At 42.2% G+C, this 19,865-nt stretch carries 23 protein-coding genes and 2 other annotated features; all 23 genes read left to right on the plus strand.

Features of this window, described 5'->3' with window-relative positions; all coding sequences use genetic code 11:
* The first annotated feature begins 248 nt into the window (after nt 1-248).
* The 23 genes from ctsR (at nt 249) to rplL (ending at nt 19,777) form a co-directional block, all read left to right on the plus strand.
* Nucleotides 249-713, plus strand: a complete 465-nt coding sequence (gene ctsR, locus SC79_RS18645) for a transcriptional regulator CtsR (protein WP_010327701.1) — start codon at nt 249-251, stop codon at nt 711-713.
* 13 nt (nt 714-726) lie between these two features.
* A complete protein-coding gene (gene mcsA / locus SC79_RS18650; protein ID WP_039076372.1) occupies nt 727-1,284 on the plus strand; it encodes a protein-arginine kinase activator protein McsA in 558 nt (185 codons plus the stop codon).
* Nucleotides 1,284-2,375 carry a protein arginine kinase gene (locus SC79_RS18655; RefSeq protein ID WP_039076373.1) on the plus strand — a complete coding sequence of 364 codons (1,092 nt, stop codon included), beginning with the start codon at nt 1,284-1,286 and terminating at the stop codon, nt 2,373-2,375. The genes mcsA and SC79_RS18655 overlap by 1 nt, the downstream gene beginning before the upstream one ends.
* Entirely contained in the window at nt 2,372-4,804 is a 2,433-nt protein-coding gene (gene clpC, locus SC79_RS18660) for an ATP-dependent protease ATP-binding subunit ClpC (RefSeq protein ID WP_039076374.1), read from the plus strand. The genes SC79_RS18655 and clpC overlap by 4 nt, the downstream gene beginning before the upstream one ends.
* Before the next feature lie 91 nt (nt 4,805-4,895).
* Nucleotides 4,896-6,275, plus strand: a complete 1,380-nt coding sequence (gene radA / locus SC79_RS18665) for a DNA repair protein RadA (protein ID WP_039076375.1) — start codon at nt 4,896-4,898, stop codon at nt 6,273-6,275.
* Nucleotides 6,276-7,358 (plus strand): DNA integrity scanning diadenylate cyclase DisA, encoded by a 1,083-nt coding sequence (disA, locus tag SC79_RS18670; protein ID WP_039076376.1) that lies wholly within the window; start codon nt 6,276-6,278, stop codon nt 7,356-7,358.
* A 114-nt stretch (nt 7,359-7,472) separates the two neighbouring features.
* The gene (locus SC79_RS18675; protein ID WP_010327707.1) at nt 7,473-8,573 is read left to right on the plus strand and encodes a PIN/TRAM domain-containing protein; all 1,101 of its coding nucleotides are present in this window, start codon (nt 7,473-7,475) and stop codon (nt 8,571-8,573) included.
* Nucleotides 8,574-8,587: 14 nt separating this feature from the next.
* The gene (gene ispD / locus SC79_RS18680) at nt 8,588-9,286 is read left to right on the plus strand and encodes a 2-C-methyl-D-erythritol 4-phosphate cytidylyltransferase (RefSeq protein ID WP_039076377.1); all 699 of its coding nucleotides are present in this window, start codon (nt 8,588-8,590) and stop codon (nt 9,284-9,286) included.
* Nucleotides 9,279-9,755 (plus strand): 2-C-methyl-D-erythritol 2,4-cyclodiphosphate synthase, encoded by a 477-nt coding sequence (gene ispF, locus SC79_RS18685; RefSeq protein WP_010327709.1) that lies wholly within the window; start codon nt 9,279-9,281, stop codon nt 9,753-9,755. The genes ispD and ispF overlap by 8 nt, the downstream gene beginning before the upstream one ends.
* An 89-nt stretch (nt 9,756-9,844) precedes the next feature.
* The gene (gene gltX / locus SC79_RS18690) at nt 9,845-11,296 is read left to right on the plus strand and encodes a glutamate--tRNA ligase (RefSeq protein ID WP_039076378.1); all 1,452 of its coding nucleotides are present in this window, start codon (nt 9,845-9,847) and stop codon (nt 11,294-11,296) included.
* 2 nt (nt 11,297-11,298) lie between these two features.
* Nucleotides 11,299-11,529, plus strand: a binding site (T-box leader).
* Between the two features lie 70 nt (nt 11,530-11,599).
* The gene (gene cysE / locus SC79_RS18695; protein ID WP_039076418.1) at nt 11,600-12,253 is read left to right on the plus strand and encodes a serine O-acetyltransferase; all 654 of its coding nucleotides are present in this window, start codon (nt 11,600-11,602) and stop codon (nt 12,251-12,253) included.
* Nucleotides 12,250-13,650: a cysteine--tRNA ligase gene (cysS, locus tag SC79_RS18700; RefSeq protein WP_010327712.1), complete on the plus strand. Its 1,401-nt coding sequence runs from the start codon at nt 12,250-12,252 to the stop codon at nt 13,648-13,650. Before cysE ends, cysS begins: the two co-directional genes overlap by 4 nt.
* Nucleotides 13,651-13,654: 4 nt before the next feature.
* Entirely contained in the window at nt 13,655-14,086 is a 432-nt protein-coding gene (locus tag SC79_RS18705; RefSeq protein ID WP_039076379.1) for a mini-ribonuclease 3, read from the plus strand.
* Nucleotides 14,070-14,819: a 23S rRNA (guanosine(2251)-2'-O)-methyltransferase RlmB gene (rlmB, locus tag SC79_RS18710; RefSeq protein ID WP_039076380.1), complete on the plus strand. Its 750-nt coding sequence runs from the start codon at nt 14,070-14,072 to the stop codon at nt 14,817-14,819. The genes SC79_RS18705 and rlmB overlap by 17 nt, the downstream gene beginning before the upstream one ends.
* Before the next feature lie 6 nt (nt 14,820-14,825).
* Nucleotides 14,826-15,338: a ribosome-dependent mRNA decay endonuclease Rae1/YacP gene (gene rae1, locus SC79_RS18715; protein ID WP_010327714.1), complete on the plus strand. Its 513-nt coding sequence runs from the start codon at nt 14,826-14,828 to the stop codon at nt 15,336-15,338.
* 62 nt (nt 15,339-15,400) lie between these two features.
* Nucleotides 15,401-16,057, plus strand: a complete 657-nt coding sequence (sigH, locus tag SC79_RS18720) for an RNA polymerase sporulation sigma factor SigH (protein WP_010327715.1) — start codon at nt 15,401-15,403, stop codon at nt 16,055-16,057.
* A gap of 93 nt (nt 16,058-16,150) precedes the next feature.
* Nucleotides 16,151-16,300, plus strand: a complete 150-nt coding sequence (gene rpmG, locus SC79_RS20295) for a 50S ribosomal protein L33 (RefSeq protein ID WP_003156421.1) — start codon at nt 16,151-16,153, stop codon at nt 16,298-16,300.
* A gap of 32 nt (nt 16,301-16,332) precedes the next feature.
* Complete coding sequence (gene secE, locus SC79_RS18725) at nt 16,333-16,512, plus strand: preprotein translocase subunit SecE (protein ID WP_039076381.1); 180 nt, start codon at nt 16,333-16,335, stop codon at nt 16,510-16,512.
* 176 nt (nt 16,513-16,688) lie between these two features.
* Nucleotides 16,689-17,222, plus strand: coding sequence for a transcription termination/antitermination protein NusG (gene nusG, locus SC79_RS18730; protein ID WP_010327717.1), 534 nt, complete (start codon nt 16,689-16,691; stop codon nt 17,220-17,222).
* Between the two features lie 167 nt (nt 17,223-17,389).
* The gene (gene rplK, locus SC79_RS18735; protein ID WP_003156430.1) at nt 17,390-17,815 is read left to right on the plus strand and encodes a 50S ribosomal protein L11; all 426 of its coding nucleotides are present in this window, start codon (nt 17,390-17,392) and stop codon (nt 17,813-17,815) included.
* A gap of 94 nt (nt 17,816-17,909) precedes the next feature.
* Nucleotides 17,910-18,608 carry a 50S ribosomal protein L1 gene (rplA, locus tag SC79_RS18740; RefSeq protein ID WP_039076382.1) on the plus strand — a complete coding sequence of 233 codons (699 nt, stop codon included), beginning with the start codon at nt 17,910-17,912 and terminating at the stop codon, nt 18,606-18,608.
* 45 nt (nt 18,609-18,653) lie between these two features.
* Nucleotides 18,654-18,794 (plus strand) — a sequence feature (ribosomal protein L10 leader region).
* Nucleotides 18,795-18,859: 65 nt separating this feature from the next.
* A complete protein-coding gene (rplJ, locus tag SC79_RS18745) occupies nt 18,860-19,360 on the plus strand; it encodes a 50S ribosomal protein L10 (protein ID WP_039076383.1) in 501 nt (166 codons plus the stop codon).
* 45 nt (nt 19,361-19,405) lie between these two features.
* Nucleotides 19,406-19,777, plus strand: a complete 372-nt coding sequence (gene rplL, locus SC79_RS18750) for a 50S ribosomal protein L7/L12 (RefSeq protein ID WP_039076384.1) — start codon at nt 19,406-19,408, stop codon at nt 19,775-19,777.
* Nucleotides 19,778-19,865: the final 88 nt, after the last annotated feature.

Consider the following 19,865-nt stretch of genomic DNA (forward strand, 5'->3'; position numbering starts at 1 on the left):
CAAGTAATTGAAAAAGAGCAGCTCATCAGAGCTGCTCTTTTTTGTATTCTGGTTTGTTGTATCATAAAATTTGATTTGATTGTATAATATAATAACTTTACCCTGAATTTTAAAACGGCAATCAGGTTTTATAGGCCGGTAAAGTGGAAATAATAAAGGATAGAGCGAGAAAGTTGAAAATTCTCGAGAAACGCCTTATAGTAAGATTAAAGTCAAATATAGTCAAAGTCAGTAAAGGAGGGGGTTGAGTGGGACATAATATTTCTGACATCATTGAGCAATATTTAAAACGCGTGTTAGATCAAAATGGCAAGGAAATTTTAGAGATTAAACGAAGCGAAATTGCAGATAAATTTCAATGCGTTCCTTCCCAAATAAATTATGTCATCAACACCAGATTTACAAGCGAGAGAGGATATATTGTTGAGAGCAAACGCGGGGGCGGCGGTTATATCAGAATCATTAAGATTAAAATGAATAGTGAAGTTGTCCTGATCAATAATATTATTTCTCAAATTAATACCCATTTGTCTCAAGCAGCCTCTGATGATATTATTTTAAGGCTATTAGAAGACAAGGTGATTTCAGAAAGAGAAGCAAAAATGATGGTCAGCGTGATGGACCGCTCGGTTTTACACATTGACTTGCCTGAACGTGATGAATTAAGAGCGAGAATGATGAAGGCTATGCTGACTTCTTTAAAATTAAAATAAGCAGGTGAAAAGATTGATTTGTCAAGAGTGCCACGAGAGACCAGCCACTTTTCACTTTACAAAGGTTGATAACGGAGAAAAAAAGGAAGTTCATATTTGTGAACATTGTGCCAAAGAAAATAGTGATTCATATGGTATAAGTGCAAATCACGGTTTCTCTATTCATAATTTACTTTCGGGTTTGCTGAACATGGATTCTTCGTTCCAAAAAGCAGGAACTCAAATGTTCAGTCAATCGGAACAAATCTCTGCTTGTCCAAAATGCGGAATGACCTTTCAGCAATTTAGAAAAACGGGCCGTTTTGGATGCTCTGAATGTTATAAAACATTTCATAGCAACATTACACCTATCTTACGTAAAGTGCACAGCGGAAACACCATTCATGCTGGAAAAATACCGACACGTATCGGAGGCAATCTTCATGTCAGACGGCAGATTGACATGCTGAAAAAAGAATTAGAATCCTTAATACATCAAGAAGAATTTGAAAACGCAGCTCATGTGAGAGATCAAATTCGTTCATTAGAACAATCACTCAAGAGTACAGATAGTGAGGAGGAACAGGGGTAATGTCGCTAAAGCATTTTATTCAGGACGCACTGAGCAGTTGGATGAAGCAGAAAGGACCTGAAAGTGACATTGTACTCAGCAGCCGCATACGTTTAGCAAGGAACTTTGAACATATACGGTTCCCTACGCGGTATTCCAATGAAGAGGCCTCATCCATCATACAGCAGTTTGAAGATCAGTTTTCAGAACAAGAAATTCCCGGAATCGGCAAATTCGTTTTGATTAGAATGCATGAAGCACAGCCTTTAGAAAAGCGTGTGCTTGTTGAAAAACATCTCATAAGCCCCAACCTGACAGAATCTCCATTTGGAGGTTGTTTGCTTTCTGAAAATGAGGAAGTAAGCGTCATGTTAAACGAAGAGGACCATATTAGAATTCAGTGTCTTTTTCCCGGCTTTCAGCTATTAGAAGCGATGAAAGCCGCAAACCAGGTTGACGACTGGATTGAAGAGAAAGTTGATTATGCATTTAATGAACAAAGAGGGTACTTAACCAGCTGTCCTACAAATGTAGGTACGGGTTTAAGGGCTTCAGTCATGATGCATCTGCCGGCATTGGTTTTGACTAGGCAAATAAATCGAATTATACCGGCAATAAATCAATTAGGCTTAGTTGTTAGAGGAATTTATGGGGAAGGCAGCGAAGCAGTAGGGAATATCTTTCAAATTTCAAATCAGATCACGCTTGGTAAGTCAGAGCAGGATATTGTAGATGACCTTAACAGTGTTGCTGCACAGCTGATTGAACAAGAACGTTCTGCCCGAGAAGCCCTTTATCAAACCTCTAAGATTGAACTTGAGGATCGTGTGTATCGTTCTTACGGGGTCTTGTCCAATTGCCGGATGATAGAAACGAAAGAGACTGCAAAGTGCCTTTCAGATGTCCGATTAGGCATAGATCTAGGCATTATTAAAGGACTTTCAAGCAACATACTTAATGAACTAATGATTTTGACACAGCCAGGATTTTTACAGCAGTATTCGGGAGGCGCTTTGCGTCCAAATGAAAGGGACATTCGAAGAGCAGCTCTCATCAGAGAACGGCTTCACTTAGAAATGAACGGGAAAAGACAGGAGGATGAATCGATATGATGTTTGGAAGATTTACAGAACGAGCTCAAAAAGTATTGGCGCTTGCACAGGAAGAAGCACTTCGATTAGGTCATAATAACATTGGCACTGAGCATATTTTATTAGGACTGGTACGAGAAGGAGAAGGGATTGCTGCTAAAGCTCTAGAAGCACTTGGACTTGGTTCAGATAAAATTCAAAAAGAAGTTGAAAGTTTGATCGGTCGCGGACAGGAAATGTCCCAAACGATTCATTACACTCCTAGGGCTAAGAAAGTCATTGAGCTTTCAATGGATGAGGCAAGAAAACTCGGTCATTCTTATGTTGGAACAGAACATATTCTTCTTGGGCTGATTCGCGAAGGAGAAGGTGTTGCTGCAAGAGTTCTGAATAATCTTGGTGTCAGCTTAAATAAAGCAAGACAGCAAGTCCTCCAGCTTCTTGGAAGCAATGAAACAGGATCATCAGCGACAGGAACAAACAGCAATGCGAATACGCCTACGCTTGACAGCTTGGCAAGGGACTTAACTGCTATTGCGAAGGAAGACAGCCTAGATCCTGTAATCGGCAGAAGCAAGGAAATTCAGCGTGTGATCGAAGTGTTAAGCCGCAGAACGAAAAACAACCCTGTACTCATTGGTGAGCCAGGTGTAGGTAAAACGGCAATCGCGGAAGGGTTGGCACAGCAAATTATTAATAACGAGGTTCCAGAAATCTTACGTGATAAACGTGTGATGACATTAGACATGGGAACAGTTGTTGCCGGCACTAAATATCGCGGTGAATTTGAGGATCGCCTGAAGAAAGTCATGGATGAAATTCGCCAGGCAGGAAACATCATTTTATTCATCGATGAACTCCATACCTTAATCGGAGCGGGTGGAGCAGAGGGTGCCATTGATGCGTCTAACATTTTAAAACCTTCACTTGCTCGCGGCGAACTTCAATGTATCGGAGCGACGACTCTTGATGAGTACCGTAAATATATTGAAAAAGATGCAGCATTGGAACGCCGTTTTCAGCCGATCCAGGTTGATCAGCCATCTGCAGATGAAAGTATTCAAATTTTACAAGGTCTGCGTGACAGATATGAAGCCCACCACCGCGTTTCTATCACTGATGAAGCCATTGAAGCTGCGGTTAAGCTTTCTGACAGATATATTTCTGACCGCTTCCTTCCAGATAAAGCAATTGACTTGATTGACGAAGCGGGCTCAAAGGTTAGACTCCGCTCATTTACAACACCTCCTAACTTAAAAGAGCTTGAACAGAAGCTTGATGAGGTTCGTAAAGAGAAGGATGCGGCCGTCCAAAGCCAAGAGTTTGAAAAAGCGGCTTCCTTGCGTGATACTGAGCAGCGCTTGCGCGAGCAAGTAGAGGATACGAAAAAATCATGGAAAGAGAAGCAAGGGCAGGAAAACTCAGAGGTTACTGTTGATGATATTGCGATGGTTGTAGCCAGCTGGACTGGGGTGCCTGTATCTAAAATCGCCCAAACGGAAACCGATAAGCTTCTCAATATGGAGAGCATCCTTCACTCCCGTGTCATCGGCCAGGATGAAGCGGTTGTCGCCGTTGCAAAAGCAGTCAGACGCGCAAGAGCAGGGTTAAAAGACCCTAAACGCCCAATCGGCTCATTCGTTTTCTTAGGCCCTACAGGTGTGGGGAAAACAGAGCTTGCGCGAGCACTTGCTGAATCTATTTTCGGTGATGAAGAAGCCATGATCAGAATTGATATGTCGGAATACATGGAAAAACACTCTACTTCAAGACTTGTCGGTTCACCTCCAGGATATGTGGGATATGATGAAGGCGGCCAATTAACAGAGAAAGTCAGAAGAAAACCTTACTCTGTCGTGCTTCTTGATGAGATTGAAAAAGCACACCCTGATGTCTTCAATATTCTGCTGCAAGTTCTTGAAGATGGGCGATTGACGGATTCTAAAGGACGTACAGTCGATTTCCGCAACACGATCCTGATTATGACGTCAAACGTCGGGGCAAGTGAGCTGAAACGCAATAAATATGTCGGCTTCAATGTTCAGGATGAGACGCAAAATCATAAAGACATGAAAGATAAAGTGATGGGTGAACTGAAACGCGCGTTCAGACCGGAGTTTATCAACCGGATTGATGAAATCATCGTCTTCCATTCACTTGAGAAAAAACACCTGACTGAAATCGTTTCATTAATGTCTGATCAATTGACGAAACGCTTGAAAGAGCAGGACCTTTCTATCGAATTGACAGATGCTGCAAAAGCAAAAGTAGCGGAAGAGGGTGTTGATCTGGAATACGGTGCCCGTCCGTTAAGAAGAGCTATCCAAAAACATGTCGAGGACCGTTTATCTGAAGAACTCCTAAGAGGAAATATTCATAAAGGACAGCACATCGTTCTCGATGTAGAAGACGGCGAATTTGTCGTAAAAACGACTGCTAAAACGAATTAATATAGAAGACGAAAATGAGGCATACAGCATGTAAGTGTATGCCTCACTTTCATATCATGAAATAGAACAAGGGAGAGGTCTTACACTATATATGGCTAAAACAAAATCGAAATTCATCTGCCAATCCTGCGGTTACGAGTCTCCAAAATGGATGGGGAAATGTCCGGGCTGCGGTGCTTGGAATACAATGGTGGAAGAAATGATGAAAAAGGCACCTGCCAATCGAAGAGCGGCTTTTTCTCATTCTGTTCAAACTGTACAGAAACCTTCACCTATTACAACAATCGAAACATCAGAAGAACCCCGTGTTAAAACCCAGCTTGGCGAATTTAACAGGGTGCTCGGCGGGGGGGTCGTTAAAGGCTCACTCGTGTTAATCGGCGGTGATCCCGGTATCGGAAAGTCCACGTTGTTACTGCAAGTTTCAGCTGAATTATCAGATTCATCGAACAGTGTGTTGTACATTTCGGGAGAAGAATCGGTTAAACAAACGAAACTGAGAGCAGATCGTCTCGGCATTAATAATCCGTCGCTGCATGTTTTATCTGAAACCGATATGGAGTATATTTCGTCTGCTATAGAAGAGATGAATCCAGCGTTTGTCGTTGTTGACTCTATTCAAACGGTTTACCAAAGCGATATCACATCGGCTCCCGGCAGTGTGTCACAGGTCAGAGAGTGTACGGCTGAGCTGATGAAAATTGCCAAAACAAAAGGCATTCCGATCTTTATCGTAGGACACGTAACAAAAGAAGGGTCTATTGCAGGGCCGAGATTGCTGGAGCATATGGTTGACACTGTTTTATACTTTGAAGGAGAACGTCACCATACTTTTCGTATATTGAGAGCAGTAAAAAACCGTTTTGGTTCTACAAACGAAATGGGTATTTTCGAAATGCGTGAAGAGGGACTCACCGAGGTTTTGAACCCTTCAGAAATTTTCTTGGAAGAACGCTCAGCAGGATCTGCTGGCTCTAGCATAACTGCCTCTATGGAAGGCACGAGGCCGATTCTCGTTGAAATTCAGGCGCTCATCTCGCCGACAAGTTTTGGAAATCCGCGGCGTATGGCAACGGGTATAGACCATAACAGGGTTTCGCTGTTAATGGCTGTGTTAGAAAAAAGAGTTGGGCTGCTGCTGCAAAATCAGGATGCCTATTTGAAAGTAGCTGGCGGCGTAAAGCTTGATGAACCGGCAATTGATCTTGCCATTGCGATCAGCATCGCGTCCAGTTTTAGAGACACACCCCCAAATCCTGCTGATTGTTTTATAGGTGAAGTGGGATTAACCGGAGAAGTCCGGCGGGTTTCTAGAATTGAACAGCGTGTGAAAGAAGCGGCTAAGCTTGGTTTCAAACGCATGATCATACCCGCGGCAAATCTGGAAGGCTGGACAAAACCAAAAGGGATTGAGGTTATCGGAGTAGCAAATGTTGCAGAGGCGCTTCGTACTTCATTAGGAGGATCATAGATGGAAAAAGAGAAAAAAGGGGCGAAACAAGAGTTAGACCTGTCATCTATATTGCAGTTTGTTGCTCCGGGTACACCGCTCAGAGCGGGTATGGAAAACGTTTTGAGGGCAAATACAGGCGGTCTGATTGTTGTTGGATATAATGATAAAGTAAAAGAAGTGGTGGACGGCGGTTTTCACATAAACACGGCTTTTTCTCCTGCTCACTTATATGAGCTGGCTAAAATGGATGGAGCGATCATTTTAAGTGATTCCGGGCAAAAAATCCTTTATGCCAATACACAGCTAATGCCTGATGCCACAATTTCTTCGTCAGAAACAGGAATGCGGCACCGTACTGCCGAAAGAGTAGCTAAGCAAACCGGCTGTCTCGTGATCGCCATTTCTGAAAGAAGAAATGTTATAACCTTATATCAGGAAAACATGAAGTATACATTAAAAGACATAGGATTTATTTTAACCAAAGCGAACCAAGCAATACAAACACTTGAAAAGTATAAGACAATCCTCGACAAAACGATAAACGCACTGAATGCATTGGAATTTGAGGAGCTTGTTACCTTCAGTGATGTCTTGTCTGTCATGCATCGTTATGAAATGGTGCTGCGAATCAAAAATGAAATCAACATGTATATCAAAGAGCTGGGAACAGAAGGCCATTTGATCAAACTGCAAGTCATTGAATTGATTACGGATATGGAAGAAGAGGCCGCTTTATTTATCAAGGATTATGTGAAAGAAAAAATTAAAGATCCATTTGTTCTCTTGAAAGAGCTGCAGGATATGTCCAGTTATGATCTGCTGGATGATTCCATTGTTTATAAACTCCTCGGCTATCCAGCTTCTACAAATCTTGATGATTATGTATTGGCTAGAGGATACAGGCTGTTAAATAAAATTCCGCGTCTTCCAATGCCGATTGTTGAAAATGTTGTAGAAGCGTTTGGTGTTCTCCCAAGGATTATTGAGGCGAGTGCAGAAGAATTAGATGAAGTAGAGGGAATCGGTGAAGTACGAGCCCAAAAGATTAAAAAAGGATTAAAACGGCTGCAAGAGAAGCATTATTTAGACAGACAGCTGTGATTTCGGTTAAAACCTTATGAATACGGGTATATTACTGTTGGTTTTTGTTTATTCTGATATTCGTAGGATGCATAAAGCCTTGTGAAAATAAAATGTTAAAAAGGAGGTGGGGGTATGTTAAAACGAATAGTTCAGGCGTTCTTCATTATTTTCGGCGGCGTTGTTGGTATATTTTTAATACCTGAATTGTTTGTACTGTTAAGTATACAGGACATACCTTTAATAACAAACGCATATACGTCTGCGGCAATAGGAGCAATTATCTTTTTTCTCATCAGTATATGGGGTACAGATTATGTTGTGAACTGGATGAAGTGGGTAGAGGATTCATTGTTAAAGGCGCCGGTTCCAGATTTGTTGTTTGGAAGCCTTGGCCTGGTTTTTGGACTTATAATCGCTTATCTTATCGTAAATGTTATCCCTTTAGACAATATACCTTACCGCATATTCAGTACAATCATCCCTGTGTTTTTGGCTTTCTTCCTCGGGTATCTAGGCTTCCAGGTGGGCTTTAAGAAGAAGGATGAATTGATCAGCCTGTTTTCCATTTCCGCCAGAATGCAAAAGAAAAAAGGAACAGCAGATGAAGAACATGAGGTTCAGGACAAGAAGCTGAAAATTTTGGACACAAGTGTTATTATTGATGGGAGAATTGCGGATATTTGTCAGACTGGGTTTTTAGAGGGAATTATTGTGATTCCGCAGTTTGTCCTTGAGGAATTACAGCATATTGCTGATTCTTCAGATGTTCTAAAACGGAACAGAGGACGCCGCGGTCTTGATATCCTGAACCGCATTCAGAAAGAATTAGACATTGAAGTTGAAATTTATGAAGGCGACTTTGAAGATATACAAGAGGTTGACAGCAAGCTCGTCAAACTCGCTAAGCTGACATCCGGGGTCGTCGTGACGAATGATTTTAATTTAAATAAAGTATGCGAGCTTCAGAAGGTAGCGGTATTAAACATTAATGACCTTGCCAATGCGGTCAAGCCTGTCGTGCTTCCTGGCGAGGAAATGAATGTTCAGGTCATTAAGGACGGGAAAGAGCATAATCAGGGAGTTGCCTACTTGGATGACGGTACGATGATTGTCGTTGAAGAAGGACGCAATTATATCGGCAAGCATATTGATGTACTCGTTACAAGTGTGTTGCAGACAGCAGCGGGACGAATGATTTTTGCCAAGCCCAAGCTGTTGGAGAAGGCGCTGTAAAGGGAGAAAAAACAATGAGTTATGATGTGGTGATTCTTGCGGCCGGACAGGGAAAACGGATGAAGGCAGGGAGAAATAAACTGTTCATTGAGCTGAAAGGAGACCCTGTGATCATACACACGTTAAGGGTGTTTGACAGCCACCGGCCATGCGAAAAAATCATTTTGGTGATTAACGAGCGGGAGCGGGAGGATTTTGAGCAATTGCTGACCAATTATCCGTTTCAAACCGCTATTGAGCTTGTTGCAGGCGGAGATGAGCGTCAGCACAGTGTTTATAAGGGGCTGAAAGCCGTGAAACAAGAAAAGATAGTCCTCGTTCACGACGGCGCCCGGCCTTTTATAAAGCATGAACAAATTGACGAACTGATCGCTGAAGCGGTACAGGCAGGAGCGGCCATCCTTGCTGTTCCGGTAAAAGATACGATTAAACGCGTTCAAGATTTACAAGTCAGAGAGACGATTGAACGTTCAAGCTTGTGGGCTGTCCAAACTCCACAAGCTTTTCGTCTTTCTTTATTGATGAAGGCGCATGCTGAGGCCGAACACAAGGGATTTTTAGGGACGGATGACGCCAGCCTCGTTGAAGAGATGGAAGGCGGTTCGGTCCGTGTTGTAGAAGGCAGCTATACAAATATTAAGTTGACGACGCCAGACGACTTGACGTCAGCTGAAGCGATCATGGAATCAGAAAGTGGGAATAAATATGTTTAGAATCGGACAAGGATTTGATGTGCATCAATTAGTGGCGGACCGTCCTCTGATAATTGGCGGAATCGAAATCCCATATGAAAAAGGGCTGCTCGGCCATTCTGACGCAGATGTCTTGCTGCATACCGTTGCTGATGCCTGCCTCGGAGCTGTTGGAGAAGGCGACATCGGCAAGCATTTTCCTGACACTGATCCCGAGTTCAAGGACGCTGACTCTTTCAAATTACTTCAGCATGTCTGGGGGATCGTGAAACAGAAGGGGTATGTTCTTGGAAACATTGACTGCACCATTATTGCACAAAAGCCGAAGATGCTGCCGTACATAGAAGATATGAGAAAAAGGATCGCTGAAGGCCTTGAAGCAGACGTTTCTCAAGTGAATGTAAAAGCAACAACGACAGAAAAGCTTGGATTTACAGGCCGAGCGGAAGGAATAGCGGCTCAAGCGACAGTACTGATACAAAAAGGCTAACTTGCTTTGATGCCGGGTCTATTTGGTGGTAGAATAGATTCATACATTTAGCCAGAGGCCATACATGACATGAAAGGAAGTATTTGAAAATGGGAAACGAAGTACGCGTCCGTTATGCACCGAGTCCAACAGGACATTTGCATATTGGAAATGCCAGAACGGCGCTTTTTAATTATTTATTTGCCCGCAATCAAGGTGGTAAGTTTATTATTCGTGTTGAGGACACTGATAAAAAGCGCAATATTGAGGGCGGAGAACAAAGCCAGCTGAATTATCTGAAATGGCTCGGTATTGACTGGGATGAGAGTGTCGATGTCGGCGGTGAATACGGTCCATATCGTCAGTCAGAACGTAACGATATCTATAAAGTGTACTATGAAGAGCTTCTTGAAAAAGGGCTTGCTTATAAATGTTACTGTACGGAAGAAGAGCTTGAAAAAGAACGAGAAGAACAGATTGCCCGCGGAGAAATGCCGCGTTATTCCGGAAAACACAGAAACCTGACTCAGGAAGAACAGGATACATTTATCGCTGAAGGCAGAAAGCCAAGTATTCGTTTCCGCGTGCCGGAAGGAAAAATCATCGCCTTCAACGATATCGTAAAGAGCGAAATTACTTTCGAGACAGATGGCATCGGCGACTTTGTTATTGTTAAAAAGGACGGAACACCAACCTATAACTTCGCGGTAGCGATTGATGACTACTTAATGAAAATGACACACGTGCTGCGCGGTGAGGATCATATTTCTAACACACCGAAACAGATTATGATCTATCAAGCATTCGGATGGGATATACCTCAGTTCGGACACATGACGCTAATCGTAAATGAAAGCCGTAAAAAGCTCAGCAAACGCGATGAGTCTATTATTCAATTCATCGAACAGTATAAAGAGCTTGGCTACTTGCCAGAAGCGCTGTTCAACTTTATCGGCCTGCTTGGCTGGTCACCGGTTGGAGAAGAAGAGCTATTCACAAAAGAACAGTTTATTGACATTTTTGATGTAAACCGTTTATCTAAATCACCAGCTTTGTTTGATATGCATAAGCTAAAATGGGTTAACAACCAATACGTGAAGAAACTGGGTCTTGATCAGGTTGTTGAATTGACGCTTCCACATTTACAAAAGGCCGGAAAAGTCGGCGCTGAGCTTTCTGCTGAAGAACAAGAATGGGTTCGCAAACTGATTTCACTTTATCATGAGCAATTAAGCTACGGAGCGGAAATTGTTGAGCTGACTGATTTGTTCTTTACTGATAAGATCGAGTATAATCAAGAAGCAAAAGCTGTTCTGGAAGAGGAACAGGTTCCTGAGGTGCTCAGCACATTCGCTGCGAAGCTTGAAGAGCTTGAGGAGTTCACTCCGGATAACATTAAAGCATCGATCAAAGCAGTGCAGAAAGAAACTGGCCATAAAGGTAAAAAACTGTTTATGCCGATCCGTGTTGCTGTAACGGGTCAGACTCACGGTCCGGAACTGCCGCAATCCATTGAATTGATCGGAAAAGAGATCGCGATTCAGCGTTTAAAAAACATCTAAATAGATGATTGTTGACAGGGAAGAGTATAAAGCTTTAGGCCATTACAGAAAGGATCTTCATTGGCTGAGAGAGATCCATGAGCCGGGTTTTAGAAGTGCGCCCTTAAGACCTTTGAAGAACATTTTTTGAAATCAGTATTCAAAGGCGGCCGCCGCCGTTACAGGCTGAAGTTGGGAGAGCAGGAGTCTGCTTTTCAAACAGAGTGGAACCGCGCGGTTAAAGCGTCTCTGTCATGTTTACATGCAGAGGCGCTTTTTTTATTGGCGATAGAGGGAATCAGACAGAGAAACGGGGGGAAGCATGTGTTTTTTAAAATGCTCAAAGAAGACATTGATACAGTGTTCGATCAAGATCCTGCAGCAAGAAGCTATTTTGAAGTGATTTTAACTTATTCCGGTTTACATGCTATATGGGCGCATCGGATTGCACATGCTTTATATAAACGAAAATTTTATTTCCTTGCACGCCTAATATCTCAAGTAAGCCGATTTTTTACCGGGATCGAAATCCATCCCGGCGCTACAATTGGGAGAAAATTTTTCATAGATCACGGTATGGGAGTTGTCATTGGGGAGACATGTGAAATCGGCAATAACGTCACCGTTTTTCAGGGGGTTACCCTCGGGGGGACGGGGAAAGAAAAGGGAAAAAGACACCCAACGATTAAAGATGACGCATTGATAGCCACAGGTGCTAAAGTGCTTGGTTCAATTACTGTCGGTGAAGGCTCAAAAATTGGTGCCGGTTCAGTAGTGCTGCATGATGTTCCTGATTTTTCAACAGTTGTCGGCATCCCTGGACGGGTCGTTGTACAAAATGGCAAGAAAGTAAGACGCGATTTGAACCATCAGGATTTACCCGATCCGGTTGCTGATCGATTTAAATTTTTGGAAGAGCAGATTTTAGAGCTGAAGGCAGAAATTGAAGACAGAAAAGAAAGGATCAATCAAAAATGACAATCACTCTTTATAATACATTGACTAGACAGAAGGAAACGTTTGTTCCTCTTGAAGAGGGAAAAGTGAAAATGTACGTGTGCGGTCCGACGGTTTACAATTACATTCACATCGGGAACGCGCGTCCTGCTATTGTTTATGATACAGTTCGAAACTATCTGGAATATAAAGGATATGATGTGCAGTATGTTTCTAACTTTACAGACGTAGACGATAAATTAATTAAAGCGGCGAATGAACTTGGTGACGATGTACCTGCCATTTCAGAGCGTTTTATTAAAGCGTACTTTGAAGATGTAGGTGCGCTCGGATGCCGTAAAGCCGACCTTCATCCGCGAGTGATGGAAAATATGGATGCGATTATCGAATTCGTAGATCAGCTCGTGAAAAAGGGCTACGCTTATGAATCAGAAGGTGACGTTTATTTCAAAACACGAGCATTTGAAGGGTACGGAAAGCTTTCTCAGCAATCAATTGATGAACTGAGATCAGGTGCACGCATCCGGGTCGGCGAGAAAAAAGAAGATGCTCTTGATTTCGCGCTGTGGAAAGCGGCAAAAGACGGAGAAATCTCTTGGGAAAGCCCTTGGGGAAAAGGGCGTCCGGGCTGGCATATTGAATGCTCAGCGATGGTGAAAAAGTATCTGGGTGACCAAATTGATATTCATGCGGGTGGTCAGGATTTAACATTTCCACACCATGAAAACGAAATCGCGCAATCTGAGGCACTGACAGGCAAAACATTTGCGAAGTACTGGCTTCATAATGGCTATATCAATATTGATAATGAAAAAATGTCAAAATCACTAGGCAACTTTGTGCTTGTGCATGACATCATTAAACAGCATGATCCGAAGCTTCTGAGATTTTTTATGCTTTCTGTTCATTATCGCCATCCGATTAACTATTCAGAAGAGCTTTTAGAGAATACAAAAAGTGCGTTCAACCGATTAAAAACAGCGTACAGCAACCTGAAGCACCGTCTGAACAGCAGTACGAATTTAACGGAAGATGACGATCAATGGCTTGAGAAAGTAGAGGACCACCGCAAAGCATTCGAAGAAGCGATGGATGATGATTTTAATACGGCGAATGCCATTTCTGTTTTATTCGACTTGGCGAAGCATGCTAATTATTATCTTCAGAAAGATCATACGGCTGACCATGTGATTACAGCATTTGTTGAGATGTTTGACCGCATTGTTGCTGTCCTCGGCTTTTCATTGGGTGAGCAGGAACTGCTTGATCAAGAGATTGAAGACTTAATTGAAAAAAGAAATGAAGCGCGCCGGAACCGCGATTTTGCATTATCAGATCAGATCCGCGACCAGCTGAAAAGCATGAATATCATTCTTGAAGATACGGCTCAAGGCACTCGCTGGAAACGGGGAGAATAGTCGGATGCTTGATTTTGAGACGGTAAAAGATTCTAAGCAGCTCAACGGTCTTGCGCTTGCTTATATAGGTGATGCCATATTTGAAGTGTATGTCAGGCATCACCTGCTTAAGCAGGGCTTTACGAAACCAAATGATCTTCATAAGAAATCAAGCCGGATTGTTTCGGCAAAGTCACAGGCTGAAATCCTATTCTTTCTGCAGGATCAATCATTTTTTACGGAAGAAGAGGAAGCGGTGCTGAAAAGGGGCAGAAATGCTAAGTCTGGAACGACACCTAAAAATACAGATGTTCAGACGTATCGCTACAGTACAGCATTTGAAGCGCTGCTGGGTTACCTCTTTCTGGAGAAAAAAGAAGAAAGACTTAGTCAGCTCGTTGCCGAAGCTATACAATTCGGGACGTCAGGGAGGAAAACAAATGAGTCAGCAACATGATTACGTCATAGGGAAAAATGCAGTGATCGAAACGTTAAAATCAGATCGTAAGCTGTATAAGCTGTGGATGGCGGAAAACACCGTAAAGGGACAAGCACAGCAGGTGATTGAGCTTGCGAAAAAGCAGGGAATCACGATTCAATATGTCCCGAGAAAAAAACTCGATCAAATGGTGACAGGGCAGCATCAAGGCGTAGTGGCACAGGTTGCCGCTTATGAATATGCGGAACTGGATGATTTATACAAAGCGGCTGAAGAAAGAAATGAACAGCCTTTCTTCCTCATTTTGGACGAGCTTGAAGATCCTCATAATCTTGGTTCGATTATGAGAACAGCGGATGCGGTCGGCGCCCATGGCATCGTGATTCCCAAACGGAGAGCTGTCGGTCTGACAACAACAGTGGCCAAAGCTTCAACAGGGGCAATTGAGCACATTCCTGTAGTAAAAGTCACCAATTTGGCGCGGACGTTAGAAGAAATGAAAGAGCGGGGTATCTGGGTTGTCGGAACGGATGCATCAGCAAGCGAGGACTACCGCAATATGGACGGCAATATGCCTTTGGCATTAGTTATCGGAAGTGAAGGAAAAGGGATGGGCCGCCTTGTGAAAGAAAAGTGTGATTTTCTCATTAAACTCCCGATGGCCGGGAAGGTAACTTCACTGAATGCATCAGTCGCGGCAGGTCTTTTGATGTATGAAGTATACCGGAAGCGAAACCCTCTGGGAGAATAAAGACCCATGGATATCCTGTTAGTAGACGGATACAACATGATTGGAGCTTGGCCGCAGCTGAAGGATTTAAAAGCGAACAGTTTTGAAGAGGCGAGAAACGTACTGATTCAGAAAATGGCGGAATATCAATCGTATACAGGAAACAGGGTTATTGTTGTTTTTGACGCGCATCTCGTAAAAGGGCTTGAGAAAAAACAGACCAATCACAGAGTTGAAGTGATTTTTACAAAAGAAAATGAGACGGCTGATGAGCGGATAGAAAAGCTTGCTCAGGCTTTGAATAATATTGCAACTCAGATTCATGTTGCGACCTCTGACTACACTGAGCAGTGGGCGATTTTCGGACAGGGAGCATTGCGAAAATCGGCCCGGGAGCTTTTGAGAGAGGTTGAAGCGATCGAAAGGCGAATACAGAGACGGGTCAGAAAAATCACTTCCGAAAAGCCGGCGGGTAAAATTGCTTTATCGGAAGAGGTTTTGAAAACGTTTGAAAAGTGGAGGCGAGGGGACTTAGATTAAGTTGACGCTTTTTTGCCCAATACTGTATAATATTTCTATCTACGTGCGCCGGGGGGATCGGAGTGAATCTACAGAACAACAAGGGAAAATTCAACAAAGAGCAGTTTTGCCAGTTGGAGGACGAGCAGGTCATTGAAAAGGTTCATGTTGGGGACAGTGATGCGTTAGATTACTTGATTACGAAGTACCGAAACTTTGTTCGAGCAAAAGCAAGATCTTATTTTTTGATAGGAGCGGACAGAGAGGATATTATTCAGGAAGGAATGATAGGCCTCTATAAGTCTATTCGCGACTTTAAAGAGGACAAGCTTACCTCATTCAAAGCTTTCGCAGAATTATGTATTACCCGCCAAATTATTACCGCAATAAAGACAGCTACTCGCCAGAAACACATTCCTTTGAATTCCTACGTCTCATTAGATAAACCGATTTTTGATGAAGAATCAGACCGAACGCTGCTTGATGTCATTTCAGGAGCAAAAACTTTAAATCCTGAAGAAATGATTATCAATCAGGAAGAATTTGATGATATTGAAATGAAAATGGGAGAACTGTTAAGTGATTTAGAGAGAAAAGTACTTGTTTTATATCTTGACGGGAGAAGTTACCAAGAGATTTCTGATGAATTGAATCGGCATGTGAAATCGATTGATAACGCCCTTCAGCGTGTGAAACGCAAACTGGAGAAGTACTTGGAAATTCGCGAAATTAGTTTGTAATAGGGATTTTCGTTATATTGACAGTATTTTTCTGACTATGATATGTTACTAACGATAAGAACTAATGTCTATTTAGGAAAAAGGTGTAATGACATGAGAAAAAAGATTACGCTAGCATGCAAGACATGCGGAAACCGTAATTATACGACAATGAAGAGCTCTGCATCAGCGGCTGAGCGTTTAGAAGTAAAGAAATACTGCAGTACTTGCAATTCACATACAGCTCATCTTGAAACAAAATAGTTTTTCGCTTTTAAATTGTGGAGGTCTTTTACATGCGTATTATGAGATTCTTTAAAGATGTTGGGAAAGAAATGAAAAAGGTAAGCTGGCCTAAAGGAAAAGAGTTAACGCGTTATACCATTACGGTAATTTTAACAGTTATCTTTTTTATTATCTTTTTTGCCCTCCTTGACACAGGAATTTCTCAATTAATTCGTTTAATAGTTGAATAATGATCAGCAATACGTGCTATAATAGATCATAATATCACTTGCCAAAACCCGTTCAGCGGGTTTTTTATTGTGGCTTAAAATGAAAGTTATCATAGGCTTGCCGCCTATTTTTGAGCGTTATGGTAATTCACTAAAACCAAATGCGGGGAGGGAAGGACTGGACAGTCCTGAAGAGAATGGAAAAGAATTGGTATGTTGTTCACACGTACTCTGGTTACGAGAATAAAGTAAAAGCCAACTTGGAAAAACGTGTTGAATCAATGGGGATGCAAGATAAAATTTTCCGTGTAGTCGTACCTGAAGAAGAAGAAACGGATATCAAAAACGGCAAGAAAAAAGTTGTGAAAAAGAAAGTATTCCCTGGTTATGTGCTTGTTGAAATTGTAATGACAGACGACTCTTGGTATGTTGTCCGCAACACGCCGGGCGTTACAGGTTTCGTAGGATCTGCCGGCTCTGGTTCAAAACCGACGGCGCTTCTTCCGGGCGAAGCAGAAACCATTCTGAAGAGAATGGGCATGGACGAACGCAAAACGGACATTGACTTTGAACTGAAAGAGACAGTAAAAGTAATAGACGGGCCTTTTGCTAACTTTACTGGATCAATTGAAGAGATTGATTATGATAAAAACAAGGTCAAAGTTTTCGTTAATATGTTCGGCCGCGAAACGCCGGTTGAGCTGGAATTTACTCAAATCGATAAATTGTAATGTGAAAAAACTTGAAATTGCTATATATAAATGATAATATAGCAAAGGTACGTCTTGGACTTATCCAAGGCAACTAGCTTGATATTTCGTCATTCATATAAAGAATGAAACCTTGAGTGGGAGGGTTTACCCTATTACCACATCACGGACTTAAGGAGGTGTGTCTCGTGGCTAAAAAAGTAGTTAAAGTTGTAAAATTGCAAATTCCTGCTGGAAAAGCTAACCCAGCACCACCAGTTGGACCTGCACTTGGTCAAGCCGGTGTTAACATCATGGGATTCTGTAAGGAGTTTAACGCTCGTACAGCTGACCAAGCTGGTTTAATCATTCCTGTTGAAATTTCGGTTTACGAAGACCGTTCATTTACATTTATTACAAAAACTCCGCCTGCTGCAGTATTGCTTAAAAAAGCAGCTGGAATTGAGTCTGGTTCTGGTGAACCAAACCGTAATAAAGTGGCAACCGTTAAGCGCGATAAAGTACGCGAAATCGCTGAAACAAAAATGCCTGACTTAAACGCAGCAGACGTTGAAGCGGCAATGCGCATGGTTGAAGGTACTGCCCGCAGTATGGGTATTGTAATCGAGGATTAATTTGTTTCTTGTCGGGTTGCGAGTTTTAACAAGTTCGCAACCCTTATTCGTGGGAGGTTATTCCGCTATAACCACATAAGGAGGAAATTTTAAAATGGCTAAAAAAGGTAAAAAGTACGCTGAAGCTGCTAAGCTTGTAGATCGTTCAAAAGCTTACGACGTTTCTGAAGCAGTAGCTCTCGTTAAAAAAACAAACACAGCTAAATTCGACGCTACAGTTGAAGTGGCTTTCCGTCTAGGGGTTGACCCTCGTAAAAACGACCAGCAAATCCGTGGAGCAGTTGTTCTTCCAAACGGAACTGGTAAAACTCAGCGCGTTCTCGTTTTCGCAAAAGGCGAAAAAGCGAAAGAAGCTGAAGCTGCTGGTGCAGATTTCGTTGGCGATACTGACTACATCAACAAAATTCAACAAGGTTGGTTCGATTTCGATGTAATCGTAGCTACACCTGACATGATGGGTGAAGTTGGTAAAATCGGTCGTGTTCTTGGACCAAAAGGTTTAATGCCAAACCCTAAAACTGGAACAGTTACTTTCGAAGTTGAAAAAGCAATTGGCGAAATCAAAGCTGGTAAAGTTGAATACCGTGTTGATAAAGCTGGAAACATTCATGTTCCTATCGGTAAAGTTTCTTTCGAGGATGAAAAACTTGTTGAGAACTTCACAACTATGTACGATACAATCCTGAAAGCAAAACCTTCTGCAGCAAAAGGCGTTTACGTGAAAAATGTTGCCGTTACTTCTACTATGGGACCTGGTGTCAAAGTAGACTCTTCAACTTTTAACGTAAAATAATATTGACACGACATCAACATTCTGATATGATTCAAAATGTTGTAAAATAGAATATCATTTATACCGCAGACAGTAGGGGCCTGACGGCTTAATTATCCTACCGAGGTGTATATTATCACAGCTATTACGTTACGTATGCTTGTATATACAGCCTCCATGTCTCATGGAGGCTTTTTATATGGAATCCGTCGTCTCGGTCGTGATCACCTAACGGTATAAGTGTTACACAAGAATCTACAGGAGGTGTAACCATGAGCAGCGCAATTGAAACAAAAAAAGTTGTTGTTGAAGAAATTGCTTCTAAACTGAAAGAAAGTAAATCAACGATCATCGTTGACTATCGCGGACTTAGCGTTTCTGAAGTAACAGAACTTCGTAAACAGCTTCGCGAAGCTAACGTTGAGTTCAAAGTTTACAAAAATACGATGACTCGCCGTGCAGTTGAACAAGCTGAGCTTAATGGTTTGAATGATTTCTTAACTGGACCGAACGCGATCGCATTCAGCACTGAAGATGTTGTCGCTCCGGCTAAAGTTCTTAATGAGTTCGCTAAAAACCACGAAGCTCTTGAAATCAAAGCTGGCGTTATCGAAGGTAATGTCTCTACTGTTGAAGAAGTGAAAGCTCTTGCTGAACTTCCATCACGCGATGGCTTACTTTCTATGTTGCTTAGCGTACTTCAAGCTCCAGTTCGCAACTTTGCTCTTGCTGCAAAAGCTGTGGCAGAACAAAAAGAAGAACAAGGCGCTTAATCTAATCAGTTTTTCATAAATTAAAACAAAATGGAGGAATTACAAATGGCTTTAAATATCGAAGAAATCATTGCTTCCGTTAAAGAAGCAACTGTACTTGAACTGAACGACCTAGTAAAAGCAATCGAAGAAGAATTTGGCGTAACTGCTGCTGCTCCTGTAGCTGTAGCTGGCGGAGCTGCTGCTGGCGGCGCTGCTGAAGAGCAAAGCGAATTCGACCTTGTCCTTGCTGGTGCAGGATCTCAAAAAATCAAAGTTATCAAAGTTGTACGTGAAATCACTGGTCTTGGCTTGAAAGAAGCTAAAGAACTTGTTGACAACACTCCAAAACCACTTAAAGAAGGTATTGCTAAAGAAGAAGCTGAAGAGCTTAAAGCTAAACTTGAAGAAGTTGGCGCTTCTGTAGAAGTTAAGTAATCTTCACTTACCTGTAGGGGGAGCTCGCTTTTATGAGGCGGGCTTTTTCTTTGCCATTCTTTATGCCATAACAAAGGGAGGTTCTAAT

This window comes from Bacillus sp. MSP13 (assembly GCF_000815295.1).
Classification (GTDB): Bacteria; Bacillota; Bacilli; order Bacillales; family Bacillaceae; genus Bacillus; species Bacillus vallismortis.

Excerpts from the sequence above, each read along its gene's own strand:
- SC79_RS18675 (WP_010327707.1), top strand. The coding sequence starts at position 7,473 with ATGTTAAAACGAATAGTTCAGGCGTTCTTCATTATTTTCGGCGGCGTT.
- cysS (WP_010327712.1), top strand. The coding sequence starts at position 12,250 with ATGACAATCACTCTTTATAATACATTGACTAGACAGAAGGAAACGTTT.
- gltX (WP_039076378.1), top strand. The coding sequence starts at position 9,845 with ATGGGAAACGAAGTACGCGTCCGTTATGCACCGAGTCCAACAGGACAT.
- ispD (WP_039076377.1), top strand. The coding sequence starts at position 8,588 with ATGAGTTATGATGTGGTGATTCTTGCGGCCGGACAGGGAAAACGGATG.
- disA (WP_039076376.1), top strand. The coding sequence starts at position 6,276 with ATGGAAAAAGAGAAAAAAGGGGCGAAACAAGAGTTAGACCTGTCATCT.
- rplL (WP_039076384.1), top strand. The coding sequence starts at position 19,406 with ATGGCTTTAAATATCGAAGAAATCATTGCTTCCGTTAAAGAAGCAACT.
- clpC (WP_039076374.1), top strand. The coding sequence starts at position 2,372 with ATGATGTTTGGAAGATTTACAGAACGAGCTCAAAAAGTATTGGCGCTT.
- rplJ (WP_039076383.1), top strand. The coding sequence starts at position 18,860 with ATGAGCAGCGCAATTGAAACAAAAAAAGTTGTTGTTGAAGAAATTGCT.
- ispF (WP_010327709.1), top strand. The coding sequence starts at position 9,279 with ATGTTTAGAATCGGACAAGGATTTGATGTGCATCAATTAGTGGCGGAC.
- rae1 (WP_010327714.1), top strand. The coding sequence starts at position 14,826 with ATGGATATCCTGTTAGTAGACGGATACAACATGATTGGAGCTTGGCCG.
- radA (WP_039076375.1), top strand. The coding sequence starts at position 4,896 with ATGGCTAAAACAAAATCGAAATTCATCTGCCAATCCTGCGGTTACGAG.
- secE (WP_039076381.1), top strand. The coding sequence starts at position 16,333 with ATGCGTATTATGAGATTCTTTAAAGATGTTGGGAAAGAAATGAAAAAG.
- rplA (WP_039076382.1), top strand. The coding sequence starts at position 17,910 with ATGGCTAAAAAAGGTAAAAAGTACGCTGAAGCTGCTAAGCTTGTAGAT.
- nusG (WP_010327717.1), top strand. The coding sequence starts at position 16,689 with ATGGAAAAGAATTGGTATGTTGTTCACACGTACTCTGGTTACGAGAAT.
- rpmG (WP_003156421.1), top strand. The coding sequence starts at position 16,151 with ATGAGAAAAAAGATTACGCTAGCATGCAAGACATGCGGAAACCGTAAT.
- SC79_RS18655 (WP_039076373.1), top strand. The coding sequence starts at position 1,284 with ATGTCGCTAAAGCATTTTATTCAGGACGCACTGAGCAGTTGGATGAAG.
- rlmB (WP_039076380.1), top strand. The coding sequence starts at position 14,070 with ATGAGTCAGCAACATGATTACGTCATAGGGAAAAATGCAGTGATCGAA.
- SC79_RS18705 (WP_039076379.1), top strand. The coding sequence starts at position 13,655 with ATGCTTGATTTTGAGACGGTAAAAGATTCTAAGCAGCTCAACGGTCTT.